Annotated in this window: 16 protein-coding genes and 3 tRNA genes; 13 read left to right on the forward strand and 6 right to left on the reverse strand. The window is 71.2% G+C overall.

The genetic code is table 11. The features are described 5' to 3' along the window. Positions 1–18: 18 nt before the first annotated feature. The 4 genes from F4559_RS00225 (at position 19) to F4559_RS00240 (ending at position 8,337) form a co-directional block, all read left to right on the forward strand. A complete protein-coding gene (locus tag F4559_RS00225; protein ID WP_184665576.1) occupies positions 19–837 on the forward strand; it encodes an exodeoxyribonuclease III in 819 nt (272 codons plus the stop codon). Positions 838–938: 101 nt separating this feature from the next. Next, positions 939–1,535, forward strand: coding sequence for an OB-fold-containig protein (locus F4559_RS00230; RefSeq protein ID WP_184665577.1), 597 nt, complete (start codon positions 939–941; stop codon positions 1,533–1,535). Continuing rightward, complete coding sequence (locus F4559_RS00235; RefSeq protein WP_184665578.1) at positions 1,535–3,532, forward strand: flotillin family protein; 1,998 nt, start codon at positions 1,535–1,537, stop codon at positions 3,530–3,532. Before F4559_RS00230 ends, F4559_RS00235 begins: the two co-directional genes overlap by 1 nt. After that, entirely contained in the window at positions 3,529–8,337 is a 4,809-nt protein-coding gene (locus F4559_RS00240; RefSeq protein ID WP_184665579.1) for a DNA repair ATPase, read from the forward strand. Before F4559_RS00235 ends, F4559_RS00240 begins: the two co-directional genes overlap by 4 nt. On the opposite strand, the gene F4559_RS00245 is transcribed toward F4559_RS00240, so the two are convergent. Then, entirely contained in the window at positions 8,327–9,232 is a 906-nt protein-coding gene (locus F4559_RS00245; RefSeq protein ID WP_184665580.1) for a hypothetical protein, read from the reverse strand. The genes F4559_RS00240 and F4559_RS00245 overlap by 11 nt on opposite strands. Before the next feature lie 133 nt (positions 9,233–9,365). Here F4559_RS00245 and F4559_RS00250 point away from each other — a divergent pair, with 133 nt between their 5' ends. After that, positions 9,366–10,235, forward strand: coding sequence for an oxygenase MpaB family protein (locus F4559_RS00250; RefSeq protein WP_184665581.1), 870 nt, complete (start codon positions 9,366–9,368; stop codon positions 10,233–10,235). A gap of 257 nt (positions 10,236–10,492) precedes the next feature. Continuing rightward, complete coding sequence (locus F4559_RS00255; protein ID WP_184665582.1) at positions 10,493–10,699, forward strand: cold-shock protein; 207 nt, start codon at positions 10,493–10,495, stop codon at positions 10,697–10,699. Positions 10,700–10,771: 72 nt separating this feature from the next. Here the strand turns inward: F4559_RS00255 and F4559_RS00260 are convergent, their stop codons facing one another. The 4 genes from F4559_RS00260 to F4559_RS00275 all read right to left on the reverse strand — a co-directional run bounded on the left by F4559_RS00260 (position 10,772) and on the right by F4559_RS00275 (position 13,954). Beyond that, positions 10,772–10,993, reverse strand: coding sequence for a hypothetical protein (locus F4559_RS00260; RefSeq protein WP_246445020.1), 222 nt, complete (start codon positions 10,991–10,993; stop codon positions 10,772–10,774). A gap of 271 nt (positions 10,994–11,264) precedes the next feature. Further along, a complete protein-coding gene (locus tag F4559_RS00265) occupies positions 11,265–13,472 on the reverse strand; it encodes a heavy metal translocating P-type ATPase (protein ID WP_184665584.1) in 2,208 nt (735 codons plus the stop codon). A 2-nt stretch (positions 13,473–13,474) separates the two neighbouring features. Beyond that, entirely contained in the window at positions 13,475–13,684 is a 210-nt protein-coding gene (locus F4559_RS00270; RefSeq protein ID WP_184665585.1) for a heavy-metal-associated domain-containing protein, read from the reverse strand. A gap of 42 nt (positions 13,685–13,726) precedes the next feature. Further along, positions 13,727–13,954: a hypothetical protein gene (locus tag F4559_RS00275; protein WP_184665586.1), complete on the reverse strand. Its 228-nt coding sequence runs from the start codon at positions 13,952–13,954 to the stop codon at positions 13,727–13,729. Positions 13,955–14,093: 139 nt separating this feature from the next. Between F4559_RS00275 and F4559_RS34675 the strand changes: the two genes are divergently transcribed. The 6 genes from F4559_RS34675 to F4559_RS00305 all read left to right on the forward strand — a co-directional run bounded on the left by F4559_RS34675 (position 14,094) and on the right by F4559_RS00305 (position 15,798). Further along, complete coding sequence (locus F4559_RS34675; RefSeq protein WP_246445023.1) at positions 14,094–14,342, forward strand: hypothetical protein; 249 nt, start codon at positions 14,094–14,096, stop codon at positions 14,340–14,342. Between the two features lie 213 nt (positions 14,343–14,555). Continuing rightward, positions 14,556–14,628: transfer RNA gene (locus F4559_RS00285), tRNA-Glu, on the forward strand. Between the two features lie 22 nt (positions 14,629–14,650). Further along, a tRNA-Asp gene (locus F4559_RS00290) sits at positions 14,651–14,724 on the forward strand. Between the two features lie 35 nt (positions 14,725–14,759). Continuing rightward, positions 14,760–14,836, forward strand: a tRNA-Phe gene (locus F4559_RS00295). Between the two features lie 219 nt (positions 14,837–15,055). Then, on the forward strand, positions 15,056–15,268 hold the full coding sequence (locus tag F4559_RS00300) for a helix-turn-helix domain-containing protein (RefSeq protein ID WP_184665588.1): 213 nt from the start codon (positions 15,056–15,058) through the stop codon (positions 15,266–15,268). Beyond that, positions 15,265–15,798, forward strand: a complete 534-nt coding sequence (locus F4559_RS00305; protein WP_184665589.1) for a Clp protease N-terminal domain-containing protein — start codon at positions 15,265–15,267, stop codon at positions 15,796–15,798. Before F4559_RS00300 ends, F4559_RS00305 begins: the two co-directional genes overlap by 4 nt. Here the strand turns inward: F4559_RS00305 and yczE are convergent. Then, a complete protein-coding gene (yczE, locus tag F4559_RS00310) occupies positions 15,767–16,396 on the reverse strand; it encodes a membrane protein YczE (protein WP_184665590.1) in 630 nt (209 codons plus the stop codon). The genes F4559_RS00305 and yczE overlap by 32 nt on opposite strands. A 61-nt stretch (positions 16,397–16,457) precedes the next feature. On the opposite strand from yczE, the gene yczR reads away from it, so the two are divergent. Further along, entirely contained in the window at positions 16,458–17,921 is a 1,464-nt protein-coding gene (yczR, locus tag F4559_RS00315) for a MocR-like transcription factor YczR (protein WP_184665591.1), read from the forward strand. Positions 17,922–18,020 lie beyond the last annotated feature (99 nt).

Below are 18,020 nucleotides of genomic sequence, written 5' to 3' on the forward strand. Positions count from 1 at the left end.
AGTTCTAACGTCGACCCCATGAGGCTGGCCACGTGGAACGTCAACTCGGTCCGTCAACGCGCCGCCCGGCTGCTGCCGTGGCTCGACGAACGCCGCCCCGACGTCGTCTGCCTCCAGGAGACCAAGCTCGCCGACGACGCCTTCGACACCCTTCTCGGCGAAGAACTCGCCGACCGCGGTTACGCCGTCGCCCGCCACGGCGAACCGCGGTGGAACGGTGTCGCCCTGCTTTCCCGAGTGGGACTCGAAAACACCGTTTACGGCCTCCCCGACGGTCCCGGCTTCCCACACGCCGAAGCGCGCGCCGTGTCCGCGACGTGCGCCGGCATCCGCGTGCACTGCGTCTACGTCCCCAACGGCCGTGAGGTCGACTCCGACCACTACCGCTACAAACTCGCCTGGCTCGACGCGTTGAGGAACTCCCTCGACGACGGGAACACCGTTGTGGCCGGCGACCTCAACATCGCGCCGACCGACGCCGACCTGTTCGACCCCGCCCGCTTCGTCGACTCCACTCACGTGACGCCCGCCGAACGCGATGCCCTGCACGCCCTCGGCCTCGTCGACGTCGTTCGCGAGCGCTGGCCCGAGGAGCGGGTCTTCAGCTACTGGGACTACCGCGCCGGCATGTTCCACCAGGACCTCGGCATGCGCATCGACCTCGTCCTCGCCACGGCCGACGTGGCCGCCCGCACCGCCGCCGCCTGGGTCGACCGCAAGGCGCGCAAGGGCGCCGGCCCCAGCGACCACGCCCCGGTGATCGTCGACCTGGACACCGCGCCCGACGGCGACATCGGCCCGGTCGTGCCCCCGCCGTCGGCGCCGCGCCGGCGTTGAAACCCGCCGGAACCCCGCGCCCGCCCCGGTCGTCCAACCGCCGATTGCAACATTTTCAGCGGTTGCGCCGATTTCCCGGGTAGGGACGCACAGGGGGGTGCATGGGGGAGTTCTTCTCGGTCGCACTGGGTTTTCCGACAGCCGTGTTGAGCATTCCGCTGGTCGTCGTCGTGGGCTACTGGGTCGTGGTCGCGTTCGGCGCCCTCGATCTCGACGTCGTGGACGTCGAACTCGGATTCGGGTTGGCGGGCACGCCGGCCGCGCTTTCGCTTTCCCTGTTGACCGCCTTCTCCTGGTTCTTCTGCCTCGGGGGCGCCGTGTTGCTCGACGGATGGGAACTGTCCACCGCCCTGTACCTCGTGATCGGCTTCCTCTTGCTGATCGTCGCGGTGCTCGTGGGCCTGATCCTCACGCGGATCGTGTCGGTGCCGCTGCGCCGACTGCTGCCCGACGACAAGTCCGACTCGCGGTCGGCGTTCGTCGGCCGCACCTGCGTGATCCGCACGAGTTCCGTCACGCAGACGTTCGGCCAGGCCGAGGTCACGGCCGACGACGGGTCCTCGGCCCTGGTGCAGGTCCGCCAGCCGGGCACCGACCACCTCACCGCCGGCAGCACGGCCGTGATCTTCGATTACGACGCGACCGGCGAGTTCTTCTGGGTAACGCCGCTGGACACGACCTTGGGGGGACAACACTGATGGGCGTCATCTCGACCGGACTCGGCATCCTCATCGCCGTCGTCCTGTTCATCCTGATCATCTTCCTGATCCTGTTCGGCCGCCTGTTCCGCAAGATCGAGCAGGGCAAGGCGTTGATCATCTCCAAGGTCCGCCGCGTCGACGTGACGTTCACCGGCGCCATGGTGCTACCGGTGCTGCACCGCGCCGAGATCATGGACATCTCCGTCAAGACCATCGAGATCCGCCGGGCCGGCACCGAGGGCCTGATCTGCCGCGACAACATCCGCGCGGACATCCGCATCACGTTCTTCGTGCGCGTCAACAAGACCGTCGAGGACGTCATCAAGGTCGCCCAGGCGATCGGCACGCAGCGCGCCTCCGACGTGGCCACGCTCCAGGAGCTGTTCAACGCCAAGTTCTCCGAGGCACTCAAGACCGTCGGCAAGCAGCTCGACTTCGTCGACCTCTACACCAAGCGCAACGAGTTCCGCGACCGGATCGTCCAGGTCATCGGCACCGACCTCAACGGCTACTCGCTGGAGGACGCGGCCATCGACTACCTGGAGCAGACGCCGATGGCGCAGCTCAACCCGACGAACATCCTGGACGCCCAGGGCATCCGCAAGATCACCGAGCTGACCGCGATCGAGCACGTCCGCACGAACGACTACCAGCGCGGCGAGGAGAAGGAGATCACGCGCCAGAACGTCGAGGCGCGCGAGGCCATCCTGGAACTCGAACGCCGCCAGGCCGACGCGGAGATCAAGCAGCGCCGCGAGGTCGAGGTGCTGCGCGCCCGCGAGGAAGCCGAGATCGAGACGGTCCGCGCCCAGGAACGGCTCAAGTACGAGACCGCCCGCCTGCGCGGCGAGGAGGCGATCGGCATCCAGGAGGAGAACAAGTCCCGCGAGATCGCCGTCGCCGAGAAGAACCGCGAACGCGTCATCGCCATCGAGACCGAGCGCATCGAGAAGGACCGCCAGCTCGAGGTCATCGGCCGCGAGCGCGAGACCGAGCTGTCCCGGATCTCCAAGGACAAGGAGGTCGAGGGCGAGAAGCGGGTCATCGCCGAGGTGGTCCGCGAGCGGATCGCGGTCGAGAAGACCGTGGCCGAGCAGGAGGAGAACATCAAGCGGCTGCGCGCGGTCGAAGAGGCCGAGCGGCTGCGCCAGACGATCGTCATCGGCGCCGAGGCCGAGGCGCAGGAGTCGCTGGTCAAGGACATCAAGGCGGCCGAGGCGGCCGAGGAGGCCGCGAAGTTCAAGGCCCGCGAGGAACTGCTGCTCGCCGACGCCCGCCGCCAGGCCGCCGAACTCGACGCCGCCGCCGCCATCCGGCTCGCCGAGGGCAGGCAGGCCACGGCCGCCGCGAGCGGGCTGGCCGACGTCCAGGTCCGCGAGCGCAACGCCGAGGCCGTCGAGAAGCTCGGCCGCGCCGAGGCCGTCGTCGAACGCGAGAAGGCGCTCGTCGCCGCGGAGGCCATCCGCGAGAAGCTCAAGGGCGAGGCCGAGGGTCTGGCCGACAAGGCCACCGCGATGGCCGCGCTCGACGAGGCCACCCGCGAGCACGAGGAGTACCGCCTGCGGCTGGAGACCGAGAAGGAGATCCGGCTCAAGGGCATCGACGCGCAGCGGCAGGTCGCGGAGTCGCAGGCCCTGGTGCTGGCGGCCGGTCTGGAGAAGGCCGACATCGACATCGTCGGCGGCGACGCCATGTTCTTCGACCGGATCGTCGGCGCGGTCACGCTCGGCAAGAGCGTCGACGGGTTCCTGGAGCACTCGGACGTCGCGCAGAAGCTGGTCAAGCCGTGGCTCAACGGCTCGGGCGACTTCACCCAGGACATCACGCGCATCCTCGGCTCGTTCGGCACCGAGGACCTCAAGAACCTCACCGTGTCGGCCGCGCTGCTCAAGCTGATCAACGCGGGCGGTCCGGACGAGGGTCGGCTGCGCGAGCTGCTGGCCATGGCCCAGCGCCTCGGCGTGGCCGAGCGGCCGATCGCCGCCCTCTCGTGACGACGGAGTTGGACGCGGGCACCTACGAGGTGCTGAAGGCCCGGCTGGCCGACCAGGCCGCCGGGCTCGCCGCCCGCGCCGGCGAACTCAACACCCGACGGCTGGAGGTGTTCGGCAGCGCCGAGCTGGCGCTGCTGGGCACCGACCGGCTCCGCACCGCCAACAACTGCGTGCCGGCCGACGCGGTGCACGTGGGCGGGCTCGTCCTCGTCGGCCACCAGGTGCTGCTCGGTCTCAAGGCCGAGGTCGCGGTCGCGGACGTGTTCACGCTGCACCGCCTGGTCCGCGCGGACGACGCGGTGCGCTTCGAGGACGTCGCGTCCGACGGGGTGCCCGGCCTGCTCGACGACGACCGGTTCCGGCGCGACTTCGCCGAGCTGCACCGGTACTTCCGGGACGCGCGGCTGATCCGCCTGCGCCGCGTGGAGGGCCGCCTGCTGGCGGTCTTCCGCACCGGCGGCGTCAACGGCGACGTGCGCGTGCTGCGCTGGCAGGTGGACCCCGACGGCACCGTGTCCTACGTGGACAACCAGGGCGGGCGCGACCACGTGTTCCCGCGGTCGCACGACTTCGACTGGACGCCGACCACCCGCGAGCAGCACGTCCTGGGCCGCCACCCGCACATCTCGATCGAGGACGAGGTCTTCGTCGAGACCGTGGGCGGCGACCTGACGGTCAAGGTCGAGGACAACACCGAGTCCGGCGAGGGCGTCTACCGCGAACCGGTCGACGACCCGTTGCAGTCGCTGGCCGACGCGGACGTGCACTACGCCCGCGTGGGCACGCTCATCGTGCTGCGGATCAGGCCCTACAACGAATCCGCGTGGCGGCACCTGGTGTTCAACACGCGCACCAAGAGCGTCGTGCGGCTCGACGGCATCGGTCTCGCGTGCCGACGCCTGCCCGAGGACCAGGGCCTGGTGTTCCCGGGCGGCTACTACCTGGCCACGGGCGCGAGCAAGACATTCGACACCGACGTCGCCGAGCTGGAGTTCGACCGGGAGATCCGGTCTGCCAACGGCGAGGACGTGCTCTACGTCTTCCACGACCGCGACGACCGGCGCATGCTCCTGCTGCCCTACAACGTCATCCGCAAGGAGATCGCGAACCCGTTGCCGTGCGGCGGGTACGCGCTGTATGACGACGGCACGCTCGTGGTGTTCCGCGCGTCCTCGGAACCCACCCGCGTGCACCCGGTGCAGGTCTGGCACACGCCGTACGAGTCGGACACGTACGCCGCCGCGCAGCCGACCGGCACCGGCCCGTTGGAACGCGTGGGCAACGCCGATCTCGTGCGCGGCATCTCGGACTGCCTGACCGTGCACCGCATGGTCGGCGAGATGGCGCCGTCCGTGCCCGTGTTCGAGGACCTGATCGCGACCTGCACCCGGGTCGACGACACCTACCACTGGCTGTCCGACCCCGATCTCGGCGACCTGCGCACCCCGTTGGTCGAGGTCCGGGCGACGGCCACGCAGGTGCTCGACGAGTTCGAGGCCGTGCGGGCGCTCACCGCGCAGGCCGCGGACGCCGTCGCCGAGACGGCCGACAAGATCGCCGCGTTCATCCGCCGCACGCGCGCCGAGGTGCCGTCGGACGCGGACGAGTGGGTCCGCCGACTCACCGAACTCCGCGCCACGCAGGGACATCTGGTCACGTTGCGCGAGCTGCGCTACGTGGACCTCGGCCGACTCGACGAGCTGGCCGGCGCCGTCGAGGCGGAGATCGACTCGACCGCGCACCGGGCCGTCGAGCACCTTCGCCACGAGGACGCGTTCGCGGGCTACTACGCGCACGTCGACGCGTTGGCCGGTCGTACCGGCGAGATCCGCACGGTCGCCGAGGCCAAGCCGGTGTACGACGAACTCTCGGCGCACCAGCGGGGTCTGGAGATCCTGACCGAGGTCGTCGGCACGCTCGACATCGCCGACGCCACCGTGCGCACGACCATCCTGGAGCGCATCGGAGAGGTGCTCGGCGGCCTCAACCGCGTCCGGGCCACGGCCGACGTCCGGCGGCGCGCGCTGCTGGCCACCGAGGGCCGGGCCGAGTTCGCCGCCGAGTTCGCGCTGCTGGGCCAGGCCGTCACGGGCGCGCTCGCCGTCGCCGACTCGCCGCAGCGCTGCGACGAGCAGCTCGGCCGCCTGCTGCTCCAGCTCGAGAACCTCGAATCCCGGTTCGGCGAGTTCGACGACTTCCTCGGGCAGCTCGACGCCAAGCGCACCGACGTGTACGAGGCGTTCGCGTCCCGCAAGCAGGCACTGCTCGACGACCGCGCGCGCCGGGCGGACCGGCTGGTCGACTCGGCCGACCGCATCCTGGCGAGCGTGGCCCGGCGGGTCGCGTCCCTGGGTTCGCTCGACGAGGTCAACGCGTACTTCGCGACCGACCCGATGGTGCTCAAGGTCCGGTCGGTCGCCGGCGAGCTGCGCGGGCTCGGTGACCAGGTGCGGGCCGAGGAACTCGACGGACGGGTCCTGGCCGCGCGCCAGGAGGCCGGGCGGGCGCTGCGCGACCGGCTCGACCTCTTCGACGGCGAGACGATCCGGCTGGGCCGGCACCGGTTCGCGGTCAACACGCAGCCGCTGGACCTGACGCTCGTGCCCGCCGACGGCGGCATGGCGTTCGCGATCACCGGCACGGACTTCCGCGCGCCCGTGCGCGATCCGGGGTTCGCCGCGACGCGCCCGTTCTGGGCCCAGACGATCGTGTCCGAGACCGACGAGGTCTACCGGTGCGAGCACCTGGCCGCCGCGATCCTGGCCACGCACCCGCTCGACGCGCTGCAGGCGGCCGGCGACAAGCTGCTCGACCTCGTCCGCCGCGAAGCCGACCTGCGGCTGGACGAGGGCTACGAGCGCGGCGTGCACGACCACGACACCACGAGGATCCTCGCCGAACTGCTGCGGCTGTACGAGGCCGCCGGGCTGCTGCGCCACCCGGCGTCGTCCCGCGCGGCGGCCCAGCTCCTGTGGGCCGGAGCCGACGAGGACACGCGGGGGCTGTGGACGCGACGCGCGATCTCGCTCGGCCGGGCACGGGCGAGGTTCGGCCCGTCACGGGCGTTCGCGGACCTGTGCGCCGAACTCGGCGACCTGGCCGGCGACCCGCTCGCGGGCGAGTACCTGGTCGAGGAGCTGTGCTCGACGCCGTTCGGGTTCGTCACGAGCGCGGGTGCGCGGGCACTGGTCGCGGAGTTCCACCGGGCGCTGGGGTCGCGCGTCGAGTTCGACGCGGACCTCGCCGCGGTCGACGCGACCGTCCGGCGTGAGCTGGTGCAGGGCTGGTACGAGGCGTTCCTCGGCGACCGCGACGAGCCCGACCTGCCCGAGGCCGTGGTGCTCGAACTGCACCCGGACCTGCCCCGGCGGCACTCCGACCTGTCGTTGGAGTCCACTGTGGACGGCCTGCTCGGCACGCACCCGCGCGTGGTCGACACCCGGCTGGCGTTCCGGTTCGACGAGCTGCTCGCCCGGACCCGTGCGTTCCGGGACCACCGCGTGCCCGGGTACCGCGCCTACCAACGGCTGCGCAACGACCTCGTGGCCCGCGAACGACACCGGCTGCGGCTCGACGAGTACCGGCCGAAGGTGATGAGCGCGTTCGTCCGCAACCGGCTGCTCGACGAGGTCTACCTGCCGCTGGTCGGCGACAACCTGGCCAAGCAGCTCGGTGCCGCGGGCGAGGGCCGGCGCACCGACCAGATGGGCCTGCTGCTGCTCATCTCGCCGCCCGGCTACGGCAAGACCACGCTCATGGAGTACGTGGCCAACCGGCTCGGCCTGGTGTTCGTCAAGGTCGACGGTCCGGCGCTGGGCCACGGCGTGACGTCGGTCGACCCGGCGGAGGCGCCGAACGCCACCGCGCGCCAGGAGGTCGAGAAGATCTCCTTCGCCCTGGAGTCGGGCAACAACGTCCTGCTGTACCTGGACGACATCCAGCACACGTCGCCCGAGCTGTTGCAGAAGTTCATCTCGCTGTGCGACGCGCAGCGGCGGATGGAAGGCGTGTGGGACGGCGGCACGCGCACGTACGACCTGCGCGGCAAGCGGTTCGCCGTGGTGATGTCGGGCAACCCGTACACCGAGTCCGGCTCGGTGTTCCGGATTCCCGACATGCTCGCCAACCGCGCGGACGTGTGGAACCTGGGCGACGTGCTGTCCGGTCGCGACGAGCTGTTCGGGCTGAGCTACGTGGAGAACGCGCTCACGTCGAACCCGGTCTTGGCGCCACTGTCCACAAGGGACCGTGGTGACGTCGAGCTGCTGGTGCGGATGGCGCAGGGCGAACCGGTGCGCGCGGACCGGCTCTCCCACCCGTACCAGTCGGTCGAGCTGGAGCAGGTGCTGGCCGTGCTGCGCAAGCTGCTCGCCGTGCGGGACGTCGTGCTGGCCAACAACCGCGAGTACATCGCGTCGGCCGCGCGGGCGGACGCGTCGCGCACCGAACCGCCGTTCCGGCTCCAGGGCTCGTACCGCAACATGAACCGGCTCGCGGAGAAGGTCGTGCCGGTGATGAACGACGCCGAGCTGGCGGGTGTCGTGGACGACCACTACCGGGGCGAGGCGCAGACGCTGACGTCCGGTGCCGAGGCCAACCTGCTCAAGTTCGCCGAGCTGCGCGGCACGCTCACCGCCGACCAGGAACTCCGGTGGGCCGAGGTGAAGGTCGCCTACCTGCGGGAACGGGCGCTCGGCGGCGCGGAGGACGACCCGATGAGCCGGGCCGTCGGCGCGGTCGGCCTGCTCGCGGACCGGATCGGCGGCGCGCTCGACCGCCTGGCGGACCGCGGCGTCAGCAGGTGAACCGGCGGCCGGGGATCGGGACGCCCCTGGTCCCCCGGTCGGCCGGGCGGCACTGGGGGCGGTGCGGGCGGTCCTGACCGGCGACCGGGTGCCGGTCCGCGTGACCCGACGTCCGATCCGGGCGCTGTCCGGGCCGGCCCGCGACCTCACCGGCGGCCGGGTGTCGGGCCTGCCCGGGGTCCCACGCCTGCGTGGGGCGACGGGTCGGATCCGGGTGCCGGTCCGCGCGCGGGCGGGAACCCGTGCCGGGCACCGAATACGTGCCGGGTACCGGGTACGCGCCGGGCACGGAATACGCGCCGGGTACCGGGTACGTGCCCGGTACGGAATAGATCGTCAAGCCGTAGTAGGGGGTCGGGCCGGAATACGCGCCCGAAGCGGAGTACGAGCCGACGTCGGAATCCGGCGTCGATCCGGAGGTGGTTCCCGGCACCGACCCCGGATACCAGTTCGGATCCGGGACCAGACCGGGGTAATCGGGGTAGTCCGGCCACTCGGGCCAGTCCGGCCAGTCCTGCTCGTCCTCGACGTCGTCTTCCTCGTCGTCCGGCTCGGGCCAGGAAGGGCAGAACGGCAACGGGCGGCACGTCGGGTGCGGCGACGGCTCGGTGGGCGTCGTGCTCGGCTCGGGCCGCGGGCGTTCCGCGGGCCGCACCGGGACGGTCCGGTCCACCTGGGCGTTGACCGGCGGCGGTGGTGGTGGCGGCGCCGGACGTGTCGCCTCGACGTTCGTCGTGTAGGTGGCGCTCAGCTCCGTCTGCGCCGTCTGACTCGGCGAGACCCGGCGTGCGTCGACCGGCCGCTGTCCGTCGGTCGAGACGAGCATCGCCGCGAGCGCGCCGGCCGCGAGCACGGCCAGTGCCCCGGCGAACGTGGTGCGCCTGCCGTTTCTCATCGCTGCAACCCGATTCCCGAACCCTCCACGGTGTCACGTGGAATCGTTCTGCCCGCTAAAGGTGTTACCACCAGGCCCATGCGTCCATCCTGGCGGCTGCACCCGCCGTGAGGTCTGTGTCACGATGCGATTCATGCGACCGGACGCCGGACTGCTCGGGCCTGGCTCCGTCACGTGGCAACTGCACGCCGATCCGGCGATGTGGATCGCGGGCGTCACGAGCCTGTACCTCCAGTCGCTGCACCCGTACGCCGCACGGGCCGTGGTGGGGAACTCGACCTTCCGCGAGGACCCGGTCGGCCGATTGCTGCGCACCGCGGATTTCGTGGGCGTGACGAGCTATGGCACGACCGCCGAGGCCGAGGCCGCCGGTGCCCGCGTCCGGGCCGTGCACCGGTCGTTGCGGGCACGGGACGAGCACGGCCGCACGTTCCGCGTCGACGAACCGGAACTGCTGCTGTGGGTGCACTGCGCCGAGGTGTACTCGTTCGTCACGGTCGTGCGCCGGGCCGGTTTCCGGCTCGCCGACGCGCAGGTGGACCGCTATTACGCGGAACAGCGCCGGATCGCCGCGCTCGTCGGCCTGCACGCCGAGGACGTTCCCGGGAGCGCGCGGGAAATGGCCGCGTACTTCGCCGCGATCAGGCCTTCGTTGCGGTGTGGCGCCGATTCCGAGGTGGTGTACCGCTTTCTGCGCCGGCCGCCGTTGACCGGCGCGGTGCGCTTCGGGCTCGGTGCCTACGAGCCACTGGTCGGACGGCTCGCGTACGCGCTCCTGCCGTCGTGGGCGGTCGCGCTCCACGGGCGGCGTCCGTACTCGGCGGCGACGGCGACCGTGGCCCTGCGGTCGTTGCGCGCCTTGGCTCTCGCCGTGCCCGCACATGTGCGGTGGCGGTACCCCGGCGGGCATGTGAACCGGGCTGTCGCACGCCTGGGCAAGGCCGCGACGCCGAGTCGAGCACTGCTCTCAGACCGGAGCATGATCGGCAAACCGCCTCGATGACGCCCGATCGTTTGGCGATCCAGCGGCTTTCCCCCCGCTTGCTTCGAACTGAACAAGCAGTGGCTCTTCAGTGGTAGTGCCGGGCGGGCCTTCGGCGATACAGTCGCCGACGCAGGCCGTGGTTTCTGTGTTCGTGTCTCACGCTCGCGGAACGCACGCGGGCGCTCCGTTCCCGCTTTTCGAAGCGGGGAAACGCCCCGGGACGGCCCGGGGCTGCATGGTGCAGCCCGACGCTTTCCTGCGTTGGAGGCAGGTAGATGGCAATCGGCACGGTCAAGTGGTTCAACGCCGAGAAGGGCTACGGCTTCATCGCCCAGGAGAACGGCGGTCCCGACGTCTTCGTGCACTACTCGGAGATCGACGGCGCGGGCTACCGGTCGCTGGAGGAGAACCAGCGGGTGGAGTTCGAGATCGGTCAGGGCACCAAGGGACCTCAGGCCCAGGGCGTGCGCGTCATCCACTGACGCGTCCGACGAACGTGGCACGGCCCCCGATCCGCAGCGGATCGGGGGCCGTCGACGTTCTCGGGAAATCGATCACATACCGCGCTGCCGGGCTTCCCACTCCAGTCGCTGCATGACCCATTCCGTGGCCAGCGCCTGGGGCGAGGTCTGCCGCTCGGCGGCCAGTTCCTTCAACTGCTCGTTGGCCATCAACTGCAGCCGCAGCTGGTACACCTGAGCGTTGCCGAAGCTCCCGGCGGTGGTCTCCGCGTCCGCGGCCGTCTCCGGCGCCAGCGCGGCGAGGTACGACGTCAACTCGTCGTCCGTACCGGGCTCTTCCTGCGAGGGCGGGCGGTGCCGCCCCGACTTCGAGCGTCCAAGCGATCCAAGAGGCACGGCGACACGATAACGGTTGGATTGCGGAGCCGCCGCAACTGTGACTTGCGCCACAGGGAGAGGCCCCCGCGCCAGGGGGAGGAACGCGGGGGCCGGAGGGGATCTCCACAGGTGCTGACCGGGGGTGTGTCAGCAATTCGGATTGTCGCACGCGTACCCGGAGCCGGCGAGTGGTTCGCCGGGAAAAACTTCAGCCAGCCGTCGCCCGGAACCCGCGCAGCCGCAAGCTGTTGGTCACCACGAAGACCGACGAGAACGCCATCGCGGCCCCCGCGAGCATCGGATTCAACAAACCGAGCGCGGCCAACGGCAAACCGGCGACGTTGTAGGCGAACGCCCAGAAAAGATTTCCCTTGATGGTGCCCAGCGTCCGCCGGGAGAGCCGGATCGCGTCCACGGCGACCCGTAGATCCCCCCGCACGAGCGTCAGGTCGCCCGCCTCGATCGCCACGTCGGTGCCCGTTCCCATGGCCAGGCCGAGATCCGCGGCGGCCAGCGCGGGCGCGTCGTTCACGCCGTCGCCGACCATGGCCACGACCCGGCCCCGGGCGCGCAGGCGTTCCACGACGGCCACCTTGTCGGCCGGCATGACCTCCGCGATCACCTCGTCGATCCCGACCTCGGCGGCCACCGCGCGGGCCACGACCTCGTTGTCGCCGGTGAGCAGCACGGGCCGCAGGCCGAGCGCGCGCAGCCCCCGGATCGCCTCGGCACTGGTCGGCTTGACCCGGTCGGACACCGACAGCAGGCCGAACGGCGCGTCGTCGACCGACACCGCGATCACGGTCCGGCCCAGCGCGCGCAACTCGTCGGCGCGTTCCTTGAGCTCCGGCGTCAGCGCCGCGGACCCGGTCCGGCCCGCGAACACCCGCCGGCCGTCGAGCACCCCGGTCACGCCGACGCCCTGGACGTTGCGGAATTCCCCGATCGTGGGCAGCGTGCCGACCTCGACACCGGCACCCCGGACGATCGCCGACGCGATCGGGTGTTCCGACCCGTCCTCGACCGACCCCGCGACCCGCAGCAGTTCCTCGCGCGACACGCCCTCGGCGGGCACCACGTCGACCAGGTCCAGCTTGCCCTCGGTCACCGTGCCGGTCTTGTCCAGCACCACGGTGTCCACGCGCCGTGTCGACTCCAGCACCTCGGGTCCCTTGACCAGGATGCCGAGCTGGGCGCCACGACCCGTGCCCACCAGCAGCGCGGTCGGCGTGGCCAGCCCCAACGCGCAGGGGCACGCGATCACCAGCACGGCCACCGCCGCGGTGACCGCGAACTCGACCGGCCGGCCCGCCAGCAGCCACGCGGCGAACGTGCCGAGCGCGATCACCAGCACGACCGGGACGAACACCCCGGAGATCCGGTCGGCCAGGCGCTGCACCTGCGCCTTGCCGGACTGGGCCTGCTCGACCAGCGCGGCCATCCGGGAGAGCTGGGTGTCCGCGCCGACCTTCGCCGCCCGCACGACCAGCCGGCCGCCGGCGTTGACGGTGCCGCCGACCACCCGGTCGCCGACGCCGACCTCCTCGGGCACGGACTCGCCCGTGACCATGGACCGGTCGACGGCCGACACGCCGTCGTCGACGACGCCGTCCGTGGCGATCCGCTCGCCGGGCCGCACCACGAACCGGTCGCCGACCTTGAGGCGCTCCACGGGAATCCGCGCCTCGACCCCGTCGCGCAACACCCCGACGTCCTTGGCGCCCAACGCGAGCAGCGCGCGCAAGGCGGCGCCCGCCCGCCGCTTCGACCGCGCTTCGAGCCACCGGCCGAACAGCAGGAAGACGGTGACGCCGACCGCGACCTCCAGGTAGATGTCGCCGCTCGTCGTGGGCCGGGGCACGAGGCTGAACCCGTGCCGCATCCCGATCATGCCCGCGTCGCCGAAGACCAACGCGTAGACCGACCACAGGTAGGCGACCACGACACCCATGGACACCAACGTGTCCATGGTGCTCGCGCCGTGCCGTGCGTTGACCGCGGCGGCCCGGTGGAACGGCCAGCCGCAGACCCAGACCACGACGCTCGCCAGCGCCAGCGAGAACCACTGCCACGCCGGGAACTGGAGCGCCGGTGCCATCGACAGGACGATCACCGGCACGCCGAGGAACGCCGCGATCCCGACGCGCAGCCGCAGGCCGCCCGCCTCGTCGTCGACGTCCTCGGTCGCGTCCGGTCGTGGCGCGGCGGCGTCGTACCCGGCCGCGCGCACCGTGGAGACCAGGTCCGCGACGTCCAGTCCGACCGGGAAGTCGACGGTGGCCTTCTCCGTCGCGTAGTTGACCGAGGCGGTCACCCCGTCGAGCTTGTTGAGCTTGCGCTCGATCCGGTTGGCGCACGAGGCGCACGTCATGCCGGTGATGGCCAGCTCGACGTGCCCGGTCTCCGCGGTGGGCATGGTCAGCCGACCAGCTCGTAGCCGGCTTCCGTGACGGCGGCGTGCACCTCGTCACGGGAGAGTTCGCGCTCGCTGGTCACGGTCACCGCGCCGGTGTCGACCTTGACGTCGACGGCGGTGACGCCCTCGACCCCGGTCAGCTCCTCGGTGACCGAGGCGGCGCAGTGGCCGCAGGTCATGCCGTTGACGGTGTACGTGGTGGTGACGGACATCGGGAAGCACCCCATTCTCTCGACGTGCCGCCCAATATACCCCTAGGGGGTAGAGGTGTCGTCGTCGGGTCGTTCCAGTTCGGTGATCTCGCCCTCCAGGCGGACCACCAGGTCCTCCAGACCGGCGAGCATGTCGTCGAGTTCGGTCATCTTGGCGGCCATCAGCGCGTCGAGGTCGGCCTCGATCGCGGACAGGGACAGACCTTCGATGGTCGGTTCGGGCGGTCCTTGGTCGTCACCCGATCGGACGGGTGGATCAGGCTCGGTCATGGGTACAGCCTAGGCAGCGAGGACTGGGCCGGCTTTCACAGACCGTGACGCTCCGTTGTGGCCGAATCACTCTGCGGGGGGCTGCGGCGGTTCGAGCGGCTCGCTTAGCCTCGCGCCAACCTCAAGTCGGGGAGGCGTCATGAGCGGGTCGATCGAAGTACGTCAGTTCCTGTGGAACCAGGACGACACGATGTCGAGGCCGGGAGCCGGAGGAGTGCCCGCACCGCGCAGCGGTGCGGAGCCGTCGCGGGTCTCCGACGACCAGGTCCACCGGGCGCGCTTGTCGGTCGCGCGGGGCGCCACGAGCGCCGAGGACTGCCGGTTGTTGCTCGACATGCTGGGGCTGTCACCGGGTGAGGACGGGGGCTCACCGCCCGTTCAGCGGTAACGAACCGTGCCGGGGCGTGCGTTCTCTGGGGGCGCGCGTCCCGGCGTCGACCACCTCCCCGCCTGGTCGAGTCTGGAAATCGCAGGTCAAAGAGTTGTCCGACCCCCGTTTTGGAAGTGCGGGCGGTCATGTCCTATGCTTACGATGCTTCCACCGGACAGCGTGGAGGGCCTGGGAAGATGGTGGCCCACAAGGGCTGGTCGGTCGGAACGGGTCCCCATCGTCTAGCGGCCTAGGACCCCGCCCTTTCAAGGCGGTAGCGCGGGTTCGAATCCCGTTGGGGGCACGTAGTACAGTAAGAGAAGCAAGGCCCAGTGGCGCAGTTGGTTAGCGCGTCGCCCTGTCACGGCGAAGGTCGCGGGTTCGAGTCCCGTCTGGGTCGCAAGGCAGTTCGGCTCCACGGCCGGGCCGCTACCTGGCCAGGTAGCTCAGTTGGTACGAGCGACCGCCTGAAAAGCGGTAGGTCGGCGGTTCGACCCCGCCCCTGGCCACCAATCCACCGAAAGCCCCGATTCCTCTGAGTCGGGGCTTTCGTGCATTCGCGGACAAATACCTCCACTGTGACGAGGCTCATCTTTCCTCGCACACATTTCGCGAGTCCTCCGCTCGGACACCCCGGAACACGCACTCAGGCACCCCGAAACACGCGTTCGCGCGCCCCTTGGCGTCAACCGAGGTTGACAAGTGGCGCACTGTCAACCAAAGTTGACGGCATGACTGAGGCGACGGCATTGGCCTCGGCGGCGGGAGACCGGGACCCGCGCGTCGGGCTGCGAGCGGTCAGCGCGTTGCGCAGGCTGCTCGAACAGCTCGAAGCGGTCCAGGTGCGCAACGCCCGCTTGTCGGGGTGGTCCTGGCAGGAGATCGCGGCCGAACTGGGGGTCAGCCGGCAGGCGGTCCACAAGAAGCACGGGGGCGGACGATGATCGGGGAGCGGTTGACCAAGGACGCGCGCAAAGCCGTGCGCGACGCGCTCGACGAGGCCCGTCGGGCGCGGGCGTCGTCGATCGAGCCGGAACACCTGCTGCTGGCGCTGCTCGACGACCCGGTGCTGACCTCGTTCCAGGTGGTCCGCGCGGACGTCGAGGCGGCGTTCGCGGCGGCCCGGCGCAAAGGCGGGCTGAGCGCCGCGGACACGGAAGCGTTGCGGGGCTTGGGAATCGACGTCGACCGGATCGTGGCGTCCGTCGAGCAGACCATGGGCGAGGGCGCGTTGGCCGTCGGACCGCCGAGGCGTCGGCGGTGGCCGCGCGGCAGCCTGCCGTTCGCGGCCGGCGCGCGGGACGTGCTGGAACGCGCGTTGCGGGAGGCCCGGGACCTGGGCCAGCGCCCGTTGCGCAGCGAGCACCTCCTGCTGTCCCTGCTCGCCGGTGGCGGGCTGGTCGAGGAGGTGCTCGCGGAACGCGGCGTGACCTACGGCGGGATCAGGCGTCTGGTGTCGACTCGACCCACGTGACCAGGGGCAGGAACGCCTGGGTCAGCGGGCCGATCGTCACCGCGTACAGGACGGTGCCGAGGCCGATCGTGCCGCCGAGCAGCCAGCCGATCGCCAGCACGGTCACCTCGACCACCGTCCTGACCAGGCGCAACGAGATCCCGGTCCGCCGGCAGAAACCGGTCGTGAGCCCGTCGCGCGGACCGGGCCCGAGCCGGGCGCCGATGTAGACGGCGGCGGCCAGGCCGTTGAGCACGATGCCCGTGACCAGGAAGACGGCGCGGAGCACGATGCCCTCGGGTGTCGGCAGGACCATGAGTGTGACGTCGACCGCGACACCGATCACGAGCACGTTGGCGACCGTGCCGACGCCCGGTCTCTGCCGCAACGGGATCCAGCACAGCAGCACGACGACGCCGACCAGGGCGGTGATCGTGCCGAAGCTCAGGCCGGTGAGCTTGGTGAGGCCCTCGTGCAGCACGTCCCACGGGTCCAGGCCCAGGGTCGCGCGGATCTGGAGTGCCATGCACGCGCCGTAGAGCCACAGGCCCGCGATGAGTTGGGGCAGTCGGCGGACGGGGCGGACGGTGACGGGAACCTGGGTGAGGGCTGCGAGCATGTGGCCATGTTCTGTGGCCATTGGCCTTGTTTTCCAGAGCCAATGTTCAATAATTGGCCTTATGAACATGGATGTCCCACCTGGTGGACGTATATCCGGGTTCCGGTTGGCCCAGCTCCTCGGGGAGTGGCGGCGTAGGGGCGCACGGCAGGGCTCGGCGGACCTGGCCGCCGCGATCCGCATGCTCGTGCTCGACGGCCGCCTGCCCGCCGGCACCCGGCTGCCCGCCGAACGGGAGCTGGCCGAGGCGCTGCCGGTCAGCCGCACGATGATCACCGCCGCGCTCGACCACCTGCGGTCCGAAGGGCTGGTCGCGTCACGGCGCGGCGCGGGGACGTGGATCAGCCTCCCGTCCGGCGGGTCCCTCGGCGGCGTGCCGGACACCCCGCTGGTCGGCACGTCCATGGTCGACCTGGCCCGCGCCGCGCCGCCCGCGCTGCCCGGCCTGCTGGCCGCGTTCGACGCCGTGCGGGTCCGGCTGCCCGAGCAGCTGGCCGACCACGGGTACTACGAACACGGCTGGCCCGAGCTGCGCCGGCAGATCGCCCTGCGGTACGAGGCACGCGGCGTGCCCACGTCACCGGACCAGATCGTGATCACCAGCGGCGCCCAGCACGCGCTGGCGATGACGTTGCGGCTGTTCACCGGCCCCGGCGACCGGGTCCTGGTCGAGCAGCCCACCTACCCGAACGCCCTGGACGCGATCAAGGCCGTGTCCGCGATCCCCGTGCCGGTCGCGATGACCGCCGGCGGCTGGGACCTGACGGGCCTGGCCGCGGCCCTGCGCCAGGCCGCGCCGCGCATGGCCTACCTCGTACCGGACTTCCAGAACCCGACCGCGCACCGGATGTCCGCCGAGGCACGGGCGCGGCTCGCGGACATCGCCCGGCGGGCCCGCACCCCGTTGGTGATCGACGAGACGAGCGTCGAACTGGACCTCGACGGCGACCCGCTCGACGGGCCACCGCCGATGGCCGCGTTCGGCGACGAACTGGTCGTGACGATCGGCTCGGCCAGCAAGTCCCACTGGGGCGGGCTGCGGACCGGGTGGATCCGCGCGTCGACCGAGATCGTCCACCGGCTCGTGTCGTCGCGGACGGCGCTCGACCTGGGCTCGGCCCTGGTCGACCAGATGGTCCTGGCCGAGATGATCGCAGACCCGGCGCACAGCCTGAGATCCCGGCGGGCCCTGCTGGCGGTCCAGCGCGACGCGCTGCTGGACGGGATTCGCGAGCACTGCCCCGGGTGGCGGTTCGACGTGCCGTCCGGCGGCCTGAGCGTGTGGTGCGAACTCGACGCGCCCGTGAGCACCAGGATCGCGGTGGTGGCGCAGAACCACGGAATCCGCCTGGCGCCCGGGTCGCGGTTCGGGGTGCACGGCGGGTTCGAGCGGTGGTTGCGGCTGCCGTTCGTGCTGTCGCCGGAGCTGCTCCGCGACGCCGCCCGTCGGTTGGGGCTGGTGGCCGCCTCCGTGTCGGGTCTCGCCGTGCCGACCGACCCGCCGGCCGACGTCCCCGTGGCGTGATCACGGGTGGACCTGCGGCGGGGGACGCTCCAGGGAAGGACGTCCCCCGCCGCAGGCTCCCGTGGCGGTCCCGGCCGGCACAGGGGCAGCGTGACGGCG

The sequence above is a fragment of the Saccharothrix violaceirubra genome (assembly GCF_014203755.1).
GTDB lineage: Bacteria > Actinomycetota > Actinomycetes > Mycobacteriales > Pseudonocardiaceae > Actinosynnema > Actinosynnema violaceirubrum.